The sequence below is a fragment of the Pseudonocardia kujensis genome, from assembly GCF_021283305.1.
GTDB classification, from domain to species: Bacteria; Actinomycetota; Actinomycetes; order Mycobacteriales; family Pseudonocardiaceae; genus Pseudonocardia; species Pseudonocardia kujensis.
Window position 1 is genome coordinate 138,084 of record NZ_JAJSOK010000003.1, and the last position, 14,855, is coordinate 152,938.

Genomic DNA, 14,855 nt, shown 5'->3' on the forward strand with positions numbered 1-14,855 from the left:
TCAGGCCCCCACTGCCGGGATACCGTGTCCCTGGCGCAGCGGGATCTTGTACAACGCGCTGGCGTTCGTCCCCAGGATCCGGCGGCGCCGCTCCAGCGGGAACGATCGCGGCACCGACTCGTACGGCGAGTCGAAGTCCCAGTGCGGGTAGTCGGAGGAGAACATCAGCCGGTCCGCGAACCCGGACTCCTCGAACATCGCGTAGACGTGCGGGGTCCAGTGCGGGTTCTCGGGCTCCTCGATCGGCTGCGTGGAGAACCAGAAGTGTTCCCGCAGGTACTCCGACGGCTTGCGGGTCAGGTGCGGGAGCTCGTCGCGCAGCTTCTCGAAGGTCGCGTCGAGCCGCCAGGAGAACGGCACCGCCCAGTCCCAGCCCAGCTCCAGCAGCGCGATCTTCAGCTTCGGGAAGCGCTCGAACACACCCTCGAAGATCAGGCTGGGCACCATCGAGATCGGCAGGACCGCGAACGCCGCGTGCATCTCGGCGTAGAAGTTCTGTCGCCCCGCGCCGGTGGGCTGGCGACCCATGCCCGGCACATGGAAGCCCAGCGGGACGTCGTAGTGCTCGCACGCCTCGAAGATGGGCCAGTAGCGCTGTTTGCCCAGCGGGTCCTGCCCGGCCGGCGACATCAGCACCTGCACGTAGGAGTCGCCGTTCGGGCCCTCCTTGCAGCGGACGATCTCGTCGGCGGCGCCCGCGAGGTCGCGGGGCAGGGTGATGCTCGCCTTGAACCGGTCGTCCGCACCCGCCCAGGTGTGGGCCAGGGCGTCGTTGTAGGCGCGGTAGATCGCGAACGCGCACTCGTAGGGCATGTTCGCCCCGCCGTGGGTGATGATGTAGGTCTGCGGGCAGGTCAGCACCACGGCGGACATGTCGTACTTGTCGACCACCTGCTCCACGGCCAGGTGCGGGTCGACACCGACCCGCCCGTGCTCGTCTACTGCGTCGAGCCGGTGGGTGAACTCGCGCTGCGAGGGCGAGACCCCGCCGCCGAAGCTGCCCAGGCCGTAGCGCGCGATGTAGTCGCGCCAACGCTGGGGCAGGTGCTCGGCGACCTGCAGGTCGGTGGGCAGCGGCATCGGGTGGAAGTCGGTGTCGATGATGCCGAGCTTCTCGGTGACCGGCGCCTCGACGGGACGGGTGTCGGTGAGAGTCATGTCGGTACTCCTCCGGTCGCGTGCCTCAGAGCACGGTGCGGTAGGTCTCCTTGGCCAGGAACACCGCGATCACGGTGAGCAGGCAGGTCGCGGCCATGAACAGGGAGATGCCGGCGGTGCCGCCCGACGACGCCAGGATCGAGGCACAGACCAGCGGCGTAAATCCACCGCCGAGGGTGCCGGCGACCTGATAGCCGAGCGAGGCTCCGGTGTAGCGCTGGGTCGTGGGGAACAGCTCACCGAGCCACGCGCCCAGCGGGCTGTAGACGATCGCGTGGGCGAACGCAGCCAGCGAGATTCCGGCGTACATCGCGGCGACGCTGCCGGTGTCCATCAGCGAGAACATCGCCACGATGCTCAGCGCCTGCAGCACCGCGCCGACCCCGACGACGATCCGGCGGCCCCAGAGATCGGAGAGCCCCGCGAAGACTGGCTGGAACACCAGGCCGATGGCGGCGGAGATCAGGACCGCGTTGAGCACGTCGGCCCGGGGGAAGTGCAGCTGGATGCCGTAGGACACGATCCAGGTCCCGTACACCGCACTGGCCGCAAATGGTCCGAGCACGAGGAAGACCGACAGCAGCAGATTCTTCGGCCGCTTGATCACCTCGACAAGTGGAATCCGCGTCTTCTCGACGGCGGCCGCCGCCTGCGCGGCGCGCTCGCGTGCCTGCTTGAACACCGGGCTCTCCTCGACGCCCAGCCGGATCCACAGGCCGATCGCCACGAGGACCGCCGACGCGAGGAACGGGATCCGCCAGCCCCAACTGAGGAAGGCGTCCCCGGTTGCGACGGAGGCCAGCGCGAAGACGCCGTTGGCCAGCAGAATGCCGCCGTAGAGACCCATCTGCGCCACACTGCTGGACAGCCCCCGGCGCTTGGGGGCGTGCTCCATGGACAGCAGCACGGCACCACCCCACTCGCCGCCAGCGGAGATGCCTTGGACCAGCCGCATCACAACGAGGAGGATCGGCGCCCAGACCCCGATCGAGGCGTACGTCGGCAGCACGCCCACGAGGGTGGTCGAGGCACCCATCAGTACGATGGATAGCACGAGCATCCGCTTGCGACCGATCCGGTCACCGAAGTGGCCCCAGATGATGCCGCCCACCGGCCGGGCGATGAAGCCGGCCGCCAGCGTCGCGAACGCAGCCAATGTGCCGGCGGTCGCACTGAAGTCGGGGAAGAAGAGCGTGTTGAACACCGCCGCCGAGGCGACACCAAACAGGTAGAAGTCGTACCACTCGATCACGGACCCGACGAAGCTCGAGACGAGCACGCGGTTCCGCATGCGGCGGCTGGATTGCTGAGGAGGATCACCGACCGGAGCGCCGTCGGCGCTGCGGGCAGCAATCTGCGAGTCGGTCACCGTCGACCTCCGAAGTGGGAGCACGACCTGGCGGAGCGCCAGATCGTATATTCTCGTGAACAAGAATATACGTTTCTCCGCCGACAGTGTCCATAGCCCTCGCGAGCTGCGCGCCCGTGGCGCCCCGGAGTACGAACCCCTCGACCCGCGCGTTGCGGAAGCGCCGGGCAGAAGGGGGTGGCCGAGGACCTCGCGCAGGAGACAGGCTCACGCCGAACCCCGACTCGCACGATCCCGGCGGCGCGCCGGCGCGTAGCAGTCGTCACCCGGTACGGAACGGAGGGCTCCGGCGAGCCCGAGGCGCTTGGTCGCCCCAATGTCCACCACCCGATCACGCTCGGGTAGGGCGCTCGGCGCTCGCTCCCGGTCTGGACCCGACCGGTCAGCCGGCGAGCCGGCCCGGACCCCGCGGGCTCTGCGGCGCGTCCGGCTCCCCCCAGAAGTCCAGAGAGTCCAGCCACTGCATGAGCAGATCGCCCGTACCCATGAAGTGCTCCTTGGCCAGCATGCGTGCCTGGTCGACGGCCCCGGCAGCGATGGCGTCGATCAAGGGGGTGTGCTGGGTGCGATTCACCTCGGACCAACCCGGCACGACGTGGAAGTTCTCCGGGAACTGCAGAGGGACGAGCCTGCTCGCCGCACCGGCGAACCACTCCAACTTGGGCGCGTCCGCAATCACCGACACGTAATGGTGCAGCGCCGAGTTCAGCGAGGTGGCCAGGTGCCCGTCGGACGGGTCCGCGTCGCGGATCTGCGCGTCCAGCTTCCGGAGCTCGTCCACGTCCCGAGAGGTGGCCCGGGTGGCGGCACGTGCCGCGAGCTCGCCCTCGGCGGTGCCCCACATCAGATAGGTGTCCTCGACGTCCTTACGGCGGACCGCCGACACCCGGAAGCCCCGGTTCGGCTCGTGGGTCACCCAGCCGTCCTGGGTCAGCAGCAGCAGCGCCTCTCGAACGGGAGTCACACTCACTCCGAGCTGTTCCGCCAGTTGGCCGAGTCGCAGAGGCTCCCCCGGCTGCACGGTCCGGGCCATGATCTGGTCCCGGATCGCGCTCGCGACATTGCCGCGCAGCTGCTCCTTGCCCGTCCGACCCACGCGCCGATCCTACCGAGCCACCCGGTCGCCGACAGTGACGGTGCGATGACGCAAGCTCGACACTCCTCACGCCCGTCGCCGCCAAGCGTCCGTACGAGAAGGAAGTGGCGACGTCCTCGGACGGGCACGTACGGGGTCTACGCGTTCGCGATCCCCCGCCATACAGACGGCGGGGACCATGCCCGACTCAGCTGGTCAGGACGAGGCGTCAAGGTAGATCGTCTTGAGCATCTGGTAGCCGTGTAGTCCCTCCGGCCCCGGGCTCGCGGCCGATCCCGCTGGCCTTGACCACGCCGAAGGACGCGGTCGGTCGTTGACGTAGCGGTTGATCCCGATCGTGCCGGACACGACGCGCCGGGCCACGGCCTCGCCCCGCTCCCCGTCGGTGGTCCACACCGAGCCACCGAGGCCGAAGTCGCTGTCGTCGGCGAGCGCGACCGCCTGATCCTCGTCGGCGTACGGAATCATCGAGAGCGCCGGACCGAAGATCTCTTCCTGGCCGATCGTGTGCTTGTTCTCCACATCGGCAAACACCGTCGGCTGCACGAATCAGCCGTGGTCGAGGCTGTCCGGCCGCCCCGCCGACGGTCAGCCGCGCGCTCTCGGCCTTGCCCTCGGCGATGGAGCCCTCAACCCGATCCCGCTGCCGCGCGGAGACCAGCGGGCCGACCTGGGTCGTCTCCGCCAGCGGGTTCCCGGCGCCGGTCGCGGCACCCGGGACTGACTCCCCGACTATCCCGCTCGGGCGTGCATGAACGAACGACGTCCCATCCGATGGTGGAGAACGTCTGCGACCGTCAGCTCATCGCTTCGGAGCGAACCAAGACGCATCCGGCACCACGTGCAGGTTGCGCCGTCCGCCAACGGGAACTACAGGGCGGCACACGCGCACTACTCCCTCCCTGGCCGCCTAGAAACGGCAGCGCTGACAGGAGATCCCTCTCCAGCCCCTCACCACGGCACCGTCCTACGCCATTTCGTGTCACGCCCGTGGCATGATTCACTCCAACTGAGCCCGTCGGGTAGGCGTTTGACCTGGCCAAAGGGTGGGCGCGGCAGGGATCGAACCTGCGACCGCTCGGGTGTCAAGCGCGTACTACTCCCCTCTCAAGCCTTCTACCAGCGCCAACGCTGGCACGAGATCCCTCTCCTGCCCCTCCGCAGCGCCCTTCAACGGGATTTCGTGTCATGACTGGTGTCATGACAGCAAGTCGTCAGGGGCGTTCTCCGGCTGCGACCGTTGAGGTGGTGGATGGAGACGACCACCATATGAGCCTTCGTCGGTCAATTTGAGTGCCTACCGCTGCGCGGGTGCCTTGGACGCCCCCGGGCTGATAGTCGGCGGGGCTGGCCGCGCTCACCGGTATCTCACCGACCTGATCGGGCGCGGGCACCGCCGTCGGCACCCTGAGCAGGCGGTGCCGGCGATCCGGTTCGCCCACCAGCTCGGCGACCACCCCGATCCGGCGCCGCCCCGCCTGAGGTTCCGGGGGCGGCCGGTCGGACTCAGGCCGGAGTCAGCCCCCACGGCGGCCGCCCGGCGGCCACGCGAATCCGACCGGACTGTCGCTTCAGGCAATGCACCTTCAAAGGCACGACTCGCTCAGCGCCAGCTCCCGGCCGCGTTAACAGTCTCGGCCATGGTCAGGTGGTCGGCCACCGAACCAAGACCGACCATTCCACTCCCGCGGCCGGTTCGCCGGCCGCGGGGGCGAGCGCGGCGGCGGCCTGGGCGCCGGCCACCCGGTCGCCGGCGGCCGCGGCGGCGCGGGCCGAGAGGCATCAGAGCAGCTCGAGCCGCCTGTCGTCGCGCCTCGTCGCGCACTTCCCGACAACCCTCTCCAGGCCCGATGCTCAGCGTGCTGAGCATCGGGCCTCGGGAGCGAGCGTGCCTCAGATGCTGCCGAAGCGGAAGGCCGAGTGTCGGCCCGGGCGCCGGCTATGCTGCTTGGTTCGCCATCGCCGCCCGACCGGCCCAGCAGGCCCAAGCTCGATCGATCGCCACCGGACTGCGCAGCATCTCGCCCGCGCGCTCGATCTCACCATCGGTCAGGTACGTGACCTGCCCCAGGGCCATCGCCTGCAGCTGTAGGGCAGCGTTCTGCTCCATGTAGATCGCGGTCGTGACGATCTCCCGCAGGCTCCGCCCCGCTACCACGCTCCCGTGTCCACGCATCAAGGCCACCCGAGCAGTGCCCAGCGCCGTCGCCAGTGAGCGCCCGGACGCCATCGAGCGCACCAGCATGTCCGTGTCGCCATCGCCGTCGCGGATGTCCCAAACCGGAACATCCGCCCCGAGCAGTGCGGCCGTGTGCAGTATGGGCCTCAGCGGGACACCGGTGACACCGAACGGGATCACCGAGGGCGAATGGTTGTGGCAGATCGCCGCGACGTCCGGGCGAGCCTCGTATACCGCCCCGTGAATCGCCCGCTCCGCGTAGGGCACGCGGTCGTCGTCATCGGCGCGTTCGCCGTCGAGGAAGAACGCCTGCAGGTCACCCGCGGTCATCTGCTCCGGACTGAGCGAGCGACCGATCACGTAGACGTTCGCGTCGTCCGGATGACGGACACTGACGTGCCCGAACGCGTCGACCACTCCCTCCATGGCCAGGATTCTGTTGGCCGCTACAAGGTCTGCCGCCAGCTCCGACGGCAGCGCCGACACCCCCATGAACCGCCTCCTCCATCGATCCGGTTTCCTTACGTGGCACTGTTCTTTAGACAGTCATACCTGTCAAGTCAGCGGCGTTCGGTCCGGACCGTGCACCGGATGGGCCGCTGCCGGTGGTATTCGACGTTCCGCTTGCCGGTACCTCCGTCCTCCTCGCCCCACAGCAGGGTGACCTCGGCGCCGTCGCGGGCCTCGGCCTCGTCGAGGAGGGCGACGGAGAACCAGCAGCCGAAGTTCACGGTGTAGGCGGCCATGGTCGACATTCCGACCCGGCGATCGCCGATCATCACGGCATCGGCTGGCACACGGGCGTATCTCGGGAGCGGCGTCTCCAGCGACTTCGCTCGGTTCTCCCCGTCGAACAGTGAGCTGCGGTAGGTATCGACGACGTCGTCGTCGTTCCAGATGAGCCACACCTTCTTGCGGTGCGGGCGGTCCACGTCTCTCTCGAGCGCCTCGCGGCCGATGAAGTCGTGGTCGAACCGCACGAGGTGTCCGTATCCGAAGTCGTACGGGGAGACGTAGTAGTCCTCGACGTTCTCGGATGCGTAGCTGCCGCCGATTGACAGCTTCCCCTCGTACCAGTCACCAGGCAGCCACTCCCGGAACGCCTTCGTGCGTTCGCTGGTGTAGATGGCGGGCAGAGGCTGGGCCGGGTAGCCCGTTTCTGTGGCTCCTGTGTAGTAGGCGATGCCACCTGCGCGGACCAGTCCGAACTCCGCGCCCGCCGTGAGCAGCGCGTCCAGCACGGCAGGCCCGTCCTCGGCCGGCCCGAAGATCTCCATGCCCTTCGAGTCGGAGCCAGGCTTCCCGATGACGGTGTGGAACAGACCCTGCACGCGGCGGCCGGCGATCGTCAGCTCCGTCATGGTGAAGAACTTGGGGAAGGGCAGAGCTCCCCCGTTCACCTTCTCGAGGATGTTCCATGCTTCGGGGCCACCGATCTCGTACCGGTAGAGCCGACGGCCGGTGACGTTGTCCTCGGTGCGCTCGTCGCGTAGGACCTCGACGTTATAGCCTCCGGTCTCTGCCTGGAACTGCACCCAGTTGGCGGCTCCTGCAGGTCCGACCAGGCTCGCCTCCTCTTTGCCGAGGCCGAACAGCACGGTCGTGCCGACCATGAGGCCGCCCTCGGTACACACCACGAGATGCTTCGCCTTACCAGGGCCGTAGGTGGCGAAGCTGTTCGTCCCAGTGTCTGTCAACAGCCTGGTGACGTCGGGGCCGCGGAAGCGGACATCGGTCATGTGGTGGGACTGGTCGAACAGGACGGCCGTCTTCGAGATGGCCTCCTGCTCCTCCTGCCAGTTCGAGTGCACGAGCGGGTACTTGGACTTGAACGGCCCGTGCGGAGCATGCCGCAGCATGCGGACGGGGCCACCCAGTCGAGCGATCTTGGCTTCGAGGCTCTCGCCTGCCATCGTTGTGGTCCTCCTCAGGTCAGGATGTGAATCGACTTGAGCTGCGTGTAGCTCAGCAGCTCGTCGAGCGACTCCTCGCGGCCGAGGCCGGAGGACTTGAATCCGCCGAACGGCATGCCGAGGTAGTGCGGGCCCGCGTCGTTGATCCACACCGTCCCCGTCTCGAGCCGCTGAGCGGTGCGGTGCGCGACCCTCAGGTCGTTGGTGTAGACACTGCCGGTGAGCCCGAACCGGACGGAGTTCGCGATCGCCACCGGGTCGTCCGCGTCACCCCATCTGATGACCGAGAGGACCGGGCCGAAGATCTCCTCGGTCGCGACGTGCGACGCCGGGTCGACGTTGTCGAGGATGGTCGGCTCGATGAAGTAGCCGGTGTCGTGCTCGGCGGGCCTTCCGCCTCCGGCGGCAACGACAGCGCCGTCGTCGGTGGCCCGGGCGATGAAGTCCAGGACCTTCTCGTACTGCCTCTTGCTGACCAGCGGGCCCTGGTCCATCTCCGGATCGAGGGGGCTGCCGATCGTGTGGCGGGCCAGTAGCGCTCCGATCTCCTTGAGCACCTGGTCCGCGATGGACTCGTGCACCAGCAGTCGTGAGGTGGACCCACAGGACTGCCCGGACCAGGTGAAGTTCATGCCCTTGACCGCACCCGCCGCGACCTTGGCCGGGTCCGCGTCAGGGAAGGCGATGAGCGCGTTCTTGCCACCGAGCTCGACCGTCACCTCCTTGAAACCGGTGTCGGCGGTGTCGCGCAGGATGCTCTGCCCGGTCGGCTCGCTCCCGGTGAAGCCGATGCGGTTGATCAGCGGGTGCCGGACGAGGGTGCGGGGCACGTCAGGTCCGTTCCCGAGCACGATCTGGAACACACCGGGCGGGAAGACGTCCTTCGCCAGCTCCGCGAGGAGAAGCGCGGACAGCGGCGTGATCTCGGAAGGCTTGAGGATGACGCAGTTACCCGCCACCAGGGGGGCCGCGATGTTCCTTACGGCAAACAGGAGCGGGTGGTTGAAGGGAATGATCTTGGCTACCACGCCCCAGGGCATGCGGGAGGTGAAGTGGACGCCGGTGGGTGTCGCAGGCACCGACTCGCCCTTGATCTCCAGGGCCAGGCCTGCGAAGTACCGCGCGATCGTTGCCGCAGCGCGAACGTCGCCCGCCATCACCCGAATCTGAGCGCCGCCGTCGATCGCGTCGAGCAGGGCGAGGTCGTCGAGGTGCTCTTCGACGACGTCTGCGAGCTTGCGGACGAGCTCGGCGCGTGCGACGGGGCCGCGGTCACGCCACTCCGGGAATGCAGCGTCGGCGCGCTGTACGGCCTCTTCGACCTGGTCGGTCGTCGCGTCCGGCACGGAGGCGATGACCTGCTCGGTGAACGGGCTGGTCACTTCGAGGGTGCGCCCCTCGGGTGCCGGGACGAGCTCGCCGTTGATGAGCATGCGCCACTCTCGGGCGAGCAGCTCGGAGACGCGCTTCTGGTTTTCTGCCTCGGTTCGCATCAGCGAGCACCTGCCTCGACGAGGAGTGGAAGGGTCTGTTCTTGGAACTTGGCCATGTCCTCCAGGTATCGGGGCCAGGAGAGGAGGACGCCGTCGGCGCCGATGTCGGCGAGCTCGATCAGCTTCTCCGCGACGATCTCGCTCGTGCCCACGATGGGACGTCCTGACCAACCGGCGATGAAGTGGTACTTCATCGCCTCCATGACTTCGGCAGGGATCGACTGGTTGTCGCCGATGCCCATGCTGCGCACGAGGTTCTCCGCCCCGGTCCAGTCACCCTTCTCCTGGACGTAGTGGTCGAGGAAGCGTCTGGCCTCCGTCTCCGTGTCCTCCTGGACGACGTAGGCGAGTGTCCAGACGAGGATCTCGCGGCCGTACTCGTCGCGCGCGAGCTTCTTGAACGTGTCGATCTTCGCCTTCACCTCCTCGATCGGCTGTTCACCGAGGCCGGGCTGCACGAAGATCACGTCGCAGTTGCGGGCGCCGAAGTGCATCCCTGCGCCCGAGCCTCCGGCGTTCATGAGCACCGGGCGGGGTCGCTGAACGGGGCCGGGAGAGATCTCGGCCTTCTTCAGGTCGAAGTACTTGCCCTGGAAGTCGATCGGTCCGTCGTGCTCCCACAGCTTGATCATCACGTCGACCCACTCCTGGGCGACGTCGTACCGCTCGTCGTGGGGGCGCTGCTCGATGCCGAACATAGCCATCTCGTCGGAGTTCCATCCGGCGACGATGTTCAGCGCGGCACGACCGTGGGAGATGTGGTCGATGGTCGTGAGCTGCTTCGCGGCGAAGAGCGGGTGCACGGTAGGCACGTGCGAGGTGACGAAGACCCCCGCCTTCTCCGTCGCTGCGCCCACTCCGGCGGCCCAGGCGTAGGGCTCCTGCTGCTCTCCGTTGAAGTTGGTCTCGCCTCCGAACCCGCGCCAGCGGCCGACGGGCACGATGGCCTCGAAGTCCATGTCGTCGGCGAGCCGAGCCAGGCTGAGGCCAGCATCCCAGCTGCCGTCGAACACACCGTCGACCGTGGACATCGCACAGCCGCCGCTGACGTTCGTCCCGAACGTTCCCAGGCGTACTTTCCGTTCGCTGAATACCGGGTGCCGGGCGTCGCGCAGTTCGTCTGCGCGAGTGGACAAGCCGTTGGCCACTGCTGACTCCTTTGTGAGGTGGGGCCGCCCGGAGGCGGTCGTGTGAGGGGGACGGACCCGCCGGCATCAGATGACGAACGTCTCGAGCGTCTCGGGGGCGAAGAGATGTGCAGGCTCGGGGGCTTGGACGGCGAGCCCCTGGCTGCGGGAGTAGCGCGTGAACGTCTCGAGCGTCGCGGCGTTGGCCTCGTAGCCGTAGGACCACCAGTCGGCGCCCAGATGCTGCTGCATGAAGGCGTCCTGCGGGTAGGGCCAGGGCAGCATCGAGGTGAGTGCGGCCAGCTCGGACAGCTTCGCGCGGGCGATCTCCTTGCTCAGAGAACACGCCCGGTAGAGCTCTTGCGCGAGCCACGGCTGGCGCTCGTACACGTCGCGCCGGATCACCACGACATGCATGATCGGGAAGATCCCCGTGTCGGCCAGATACTGCTGTTCGACGCTCTCCGGGTCGTGGAACAGCCTGCGCAGCGGACCGGCGGGCCCCATCGCGCTCGGTGTCCGCGCTGAGTACAGCGCGTCGATCTCACCGTCGATCAGCGCCTGGGTGAGGGTACGGTCCGCCGAGAGCGGAACGACGTCGAACTCGGCCGGTAGCGAGAGCTCCACCTTCTCGGTGCGGCCGGGGCTCTCCAAACCCCCGGTCCGGTAGCTCACCTTCGTCATGGGCAAGCCGTGGCGTTCCTCGAAGATGCCGCGGATCCAGACCGCGGCCGTCATCTGGAACTCCGGGACACCGATCCGGCCGCCCGTCAGGTCACCCGGGGTCCGCGCCGTCGAGTCCTCGCGGACGTACACGCCGCTGTGGCGGAAGGAGCGTGACGGGAACACCGGGATCGCGACGAACGGCCCGTCGGGTGCCGTCATGAGGAAGCTGGAGAGGGACATCTCCGCGGCGTCGAACTCGCGGAAACGCATCATCCGGTAGAAGGTCTCCTCGACCGGCAGCGGCAGGAAGTTCAGGTCGACGCCGCGCACCTCCACGGTGCCGTCCGCCAGGGCCTGCATCCGGTCGTACTGCTGGCACGCGAACGTGACACCCAGCCGACTCACTGAGCCGCCTCCATCGCCTTGCGGACGTCGACCGGCGTCCACCAGGGCGTGAGGCCGAGGTCCTCGGCGATGATCCCGGACACGATGTAGGAGGCACCACCGGAGATCCCGCCGCCGGGATGCGTCGCCGAACCCGCCATGTAGAGGTTGGGGATGGGGGTCCGGTACCCGAAGTGGTTCCACATGGTCTGGTCGCCGGCGAGTGAGCCGACGAAGATGTCACCGTCGACCATATTGACGATTTCCTTGGTGTAGTCGTTCGGCGTGTAGCACCATGCGTCGACGATGGTGTCGTCGGTGAGGTTGGGCGCGTACTCGCGCCACTTGGCGATGATCTTCTGCGTGATCTCGGCCTTGAGCGGCTCGATGTTCTCAGGATCGCCGCCCGGGGCGTAGGGAACCGCGTACCAGGCGTAGGCGGTGCTGCCACCGTTCGGCGCCTGGGAGGGGTCGAACTGCGTGATGCTTCCGGAGCCGAACGACACCAGGTCCGGGACTCGTCCCTCCGCGACCTGCTGGTGCAGCGTGAACAGCTCCTCCATCGTCTCCGCACCGATGTTGTACTTCAGTGCGTGGTTGATGTTGGGGTTGAACTCTGATCCCACGTACCGCGGCGCCTCGGTCAGCGCGAGGTGGACCCCGAAGAGCCCCCAGGCCGTGTGCTTGAAGCCGTCGACCTTGCGGAGGAACTCGGCGGGCAGCTGCTCCCGTCCCACGAGCTTGTTCCAGGTCTGCGGGACGTCGACACAGCTCGCGACGAACTGCTCAGCACCGACCGTCGTACCATCGGTCAGCTGGACACCCGTGGCCCGACCGCCGTCGACGATGATGCGCTCGACCTCGGCCTTGTTCGCGAAGTGGCCACCGGAGCGGATGAACTCCTCCATCAACCCTCGGGCGAGGTTCCAGCTCCCGCCGACGCAGACCTGGTAGCCCGCCGAGAGGTCGAAGCCGCGCACCGCGGCGCCCATCGGGCTCCGCTTCGTCACCGCGTCGTAGAGGACGGTGCCGAACAGCGAGAGCTTGAACAGCATGAGCAGCTGTACCTTCTCGTGCTCGAACAGGTCCTTGACCAGCTCGAGCGGCTGACGCTCGACGATCTCCAAGAAGTCCCGGCCGAGCGCACTCTGCGACAGCAGCGCATCCCGCTCCTTCTCCGGGAGCGGCTCCGAGTAGCGCTCCGCCAGAAAGATGGCGTCGCTGATCCGCTCGGCGCGGAGGTTCCACTCCCGGAACGTCTCCGCGTCCTTCTTCGAGAACCTCGCGATCGACGCGATCGTCTCCTCCACGTCGCGGGAGATGACGAGCGAAGTGCCGTCCAGGTGAGGCTGCGCGAACTCGTACTGCGGCGTCACGTAACGCACCGACTCCCACAGGCCCAGATCGCGATACCACGGCGACTCGGTGATGTTGAAGTGGTTGATCGAATGCGGGTTCTGGTAGAAGCCGGGAGGCCCGGGCTCGGTCGTGCTCAGCCCCCCGCCGTACTGGAGCCGCCGCTCGACGATCGCGATCCGGAGACCGAGCTTGGCGAGATAGGTCCCCAGGATCAAACCGTGGTGTCCCGCTCCGACGATCACACCGTCGTAGCTAGTCGGCATCGCCACACTCCCTCAGTGAGCTGACTGTTCGGACTTGCGGAACTCTTGTCCATCCTGTCGAACAGATGGCACAGTAGGCACCCGAGCGGGGCAGGTCAACAGAGCCCCGCCGACAGACATCAAGGAAGGCACCATTCATGGCGAGTGAGGTTCTGACGGGCAAGACCGCGATCATCACGGGGTCGGGCCAGGGCATCGGCAGCGAGTTCGCCCGCTCGTTCGCCGAGGCAGGCGCTCAGGTGGTGGTCGCCGACCTGAACGAGGCGAACGCGAAGAACGTCGCCACCGAGCTCTGCGATGGGGGCGGAGTCGCACTGGGCGTCGGGGTGGACGTCACGGACGAGGGCGCCGTGCAGAGCATGATGGAGGCCGCCGTGGGCGAGTTCGGTCGCATCGACGTACTGGTCAACGGGGCGGCCGTGTTCTCTTCGCTCATCATGCGACCGTTCGAGGAAATCGACTCCGCGGAATGGAGGACCGTCATGGACGTGAACGTGACCGGGGTGTTCCTGTGCTGTCAGGCCGTCGCCCCGGTCATGCGCCGACAGCAGGCCGGAAGGATCATCAACATCTCCTCGGCGACGGTCCTAGGTGGGCGACCGAACTACCTCCACTACGTCACGTCGAAGGCCGCCCTGGTCGGCATGACGCGCTCGCTGGCGCGCGAGCTCGGCTCGTCCGGGGTGACGGTCAACGCGATCATGCCCGGCTCGGTCGAGACGGGGATTCCACGAGACTCGGCACGCCCGGAGGCGGTCGAGAAGACCATCGCGAGCCAATCCATCCCACGAAGGATCACCTCAGCAGACATCTGTGGCTCAGCGGTCTTCCTCGCGTCCGATGCGTCTCGCATGATCACCGGCCAGACGGTCGTCGTCGACGGAGGGACCGAGTTCGTCTGAGCACCTGAGTGACCATGGACTAGCTTCACCATGATGGACGGGAGAATTGCTGAAGTGGCCGAAGCCGACTCCCCCGTCGCCGGCTCCACCAACGGATCGGCGGACAACGCCCTCAAGCTCGTATCGATGCTGGGAGACCAGCAGCAACTCCGGGTGACCGATGTCAGTCGGCACCTCGGCGTCGCACGATCGACCGCTCATCGCCTCCTCCAGATCCTGCAGGCCCATGGCTTCGTCGAGCAGGACAGGGAGACGCGGACGTACCGGGTCGGACCTGCGCTCGTGGCCCTGTCGATCTCGCTCGCCCGGGGTCACGATCTCGCGACCTTGGCCAGGCCCGTCATGACCGACCTGGTCGCTGAGCTGGGCGAGACCGTTCACCTCAGCGTCCTGCGCGGTACCGACATCGTCTTCCTCGAGTCGGTGGTCACCGAGCGGGCGGTGCGAGTCGGGGGGCGTGCCGGCATGACGCGCCCGGCCTACGCCACCGCGGCCGGGCGTGTCCTGCTCTCCGAGGTCGATCTCGAGGAGGTCCACCGCCTCTACCCACACACCCGACTGGAACCGTTGACCCCCCGGACGGTCTCCACACGCGCACAGCTCGACGAGTTGCTCGCCGCCGCGCGGACTGCGGGGTACGCCGCGAGCATGGGAGAGAGCGAGCCAGAGGTCGCCACCGTGGCCGCCCCCGTACGCAGCAGCACCGGGAAGATCGTGAGTGCGATCGCCATCGCCGCCCCTCTGGCCCGCTTCGACGAGCACCAGATTCCCGATATCGCCGCGTCCCTCGTGCGGGCCGCCGGTCGGCTCTCCCGTCTGCTCCCCCTCTGAGACCCTTCGTCGTCCGGGTCCCGGCTGTCGCGGGGGCCCGCGTCGCGCTCGGCGGCAGCGAGTCGTCAGGGTCGTGCGTCCGCCGCGCAGATCCCCCGAACCATGGTGGCGGCTG

General features: G+C 67.7%; 12 protein-coding genes and 1 pseudogene. 2 read left to right on the forward strand and 11 right to left on the reverse strand.

Annotated elements, in window-relative coordinates; all coding sequences use genetic code 11:
- From LWC35_RS03695 to LWC35_RS03740, 11 genes and pseudogenes are all read right to left on the reverse strand, one after another.
- Positions 1–1,158 (reverse strand): amidohydrolase family protein, encoded by a 1,158-nt coding sequence (locus tag LWC35_RS03695; protein ID WP_232868450.1) that lies wholly within the window; start codon positions 1,156–1,158, stop codon positions 1–3.
- Positions 1,159–1,183: 25 nt separating this feature from the next.
- On the reverse strand, positions 1,184–2,449 hold the full coding sequence (locus LWC35_RS03700) for an MFS transporter (RefSeq protein ID WP_232868451.1): 1,266 nt from the start codon (positions 2,447–2,449) through the stop codon (positions 1,184–1,186).
- A gap of 460 nt (positions 2,450–2,909) precedes the next feature.
- Positions 2,910–3,623 carry a GntR family transcriptional regulator gene (locus tag LWC35_RS03705; protein WP_232868452.1) on the reverse strand — a complete coding sequence of 238 codons (714 nt, stop codon included), beginning with the start codon at positions 3,621–3,623 and terminating at the stop codon, positions 2,910–2,912.
- A 195-nt stretch (positions 3,624–3,818) separates the two neighbouring features.
- A complete protein-coding gene (locus LWC35_RS38935) occupies positions 3,819–4,169 on the reverse strand; it encodes an aldehyde dehydrogenase family protein (protein WP_308194455.1) in 351 nt (116 codons plus the stop codon).
- An 85-nt stretch (positions 4,170–4,254) separates the two neighbouring features.
- Positions 4,255–4,359, reverse strand: a pseudogene (locus LWC35_RS40790) (hypothetical protein); the annotation flags it as partial.
- A gap of 1,203 nt (positions 4,360–5,562) precedes the next feature.
- On the reverse strand, positions 5,563–6,294 hold the full coding sequence (locus LWC35_RS03715) for a class II aldolase/adducin family protein (protein WP_232868453.1): 732 nt from the start codon (positions 6,292–6,294) through the stop codon (positions 5,563–5,565).
- Positions 6,295–6,362: 68 nt separating this feature from the next.
- Positions 6,363–7,715 (reverse strand): aminomethyl transferase family protein, encoded by a 1,353-nt coding sequence (locus LWC35_RS03720; RefSeq protein ID WP_232868454.1) that lies wholly within the window; start codon positions 7,713–7,715, stop codon positions 6,363–6,365.
- A 14-nt stretch (positions 7,716–7,729) separates the two neighbouring features.
- A complete protein-coding gene (locus LWC35_RS03725) occupies positions 7,730–9,208 on the reverse strand; it encodes an aldehyde dehydrogenase family protein (protein WP_232868455.1) in 1,479 nt (492 codons plus the stop codon).
- Positions 9,208–10,239 (reverse strand): LLM class flavin-dependent oxidoreductase, encoded by a 1,032-nt coding sequence (locus LWC35_RS03730; protein WP_081924555.1) that lies wholly within the window; start codon positions 10,237–10,239, stop codon positions 9,208–9,210. The genes LWC35_RS03725 and LWC35_RS03730 overlap by 1 nt, the downstream gene beginning before the upstream one ends.
- 183 nt (positions 10,240–10,422) lie before the next feature.
- On the reverse strand, positions 10,423–11,406 hold the full coding sequence (locus LWC35_RS03735; protein ID WP_232868456.1) for a substrate-binding domain-containing protein: 984 nt from the start codon (positions 11,404–11,406) through the stop codon (positions 10,423–10,425).
- Complete coding sequence (locus LWC35_RS03740; protein ID WP_232868457.1) at positions 11,403–13,007, reverse strand: phytoene desaturase family protein; 1,605 nt, start codon at positions 13,005–13,007, stop codon at positions 11,403–11,405. Before LWC35_RS03740 ends, LWC35_RS03735 begins: the two co-directional genes overlap by 4 nt.
- Before the next feature lie 137 nt (positions 13,008–13,144).
- On the opposite strand from LWC35_RS03740, the gene LWC35_RS03745 reads away from it, so the two are divergent.
- On the forward strand, positions 13,145–13,909 hold the full coding sequence (locus LWC35_RS03745; protein WP_232868458.1) for an SDR family NAD(P)-dependent oxidoreductase: 765 nt from the start codon (positions 13,145–13,147) through the stop codon (positions 13,907–13,909).
- Between the two features lie 54 nt (positions 13,910–13,963).
- Entirely contained in the window at positions 13,964–14,740 is a 777-nt protein-coding gene (locus LWC35_RS03750) for an IclR family transcriptional regulator (RefSeq protein WP_197040797.1), read from the forward strand.
- Positions 14,741–14,855 lie beyond the last annotated feature (115 nt).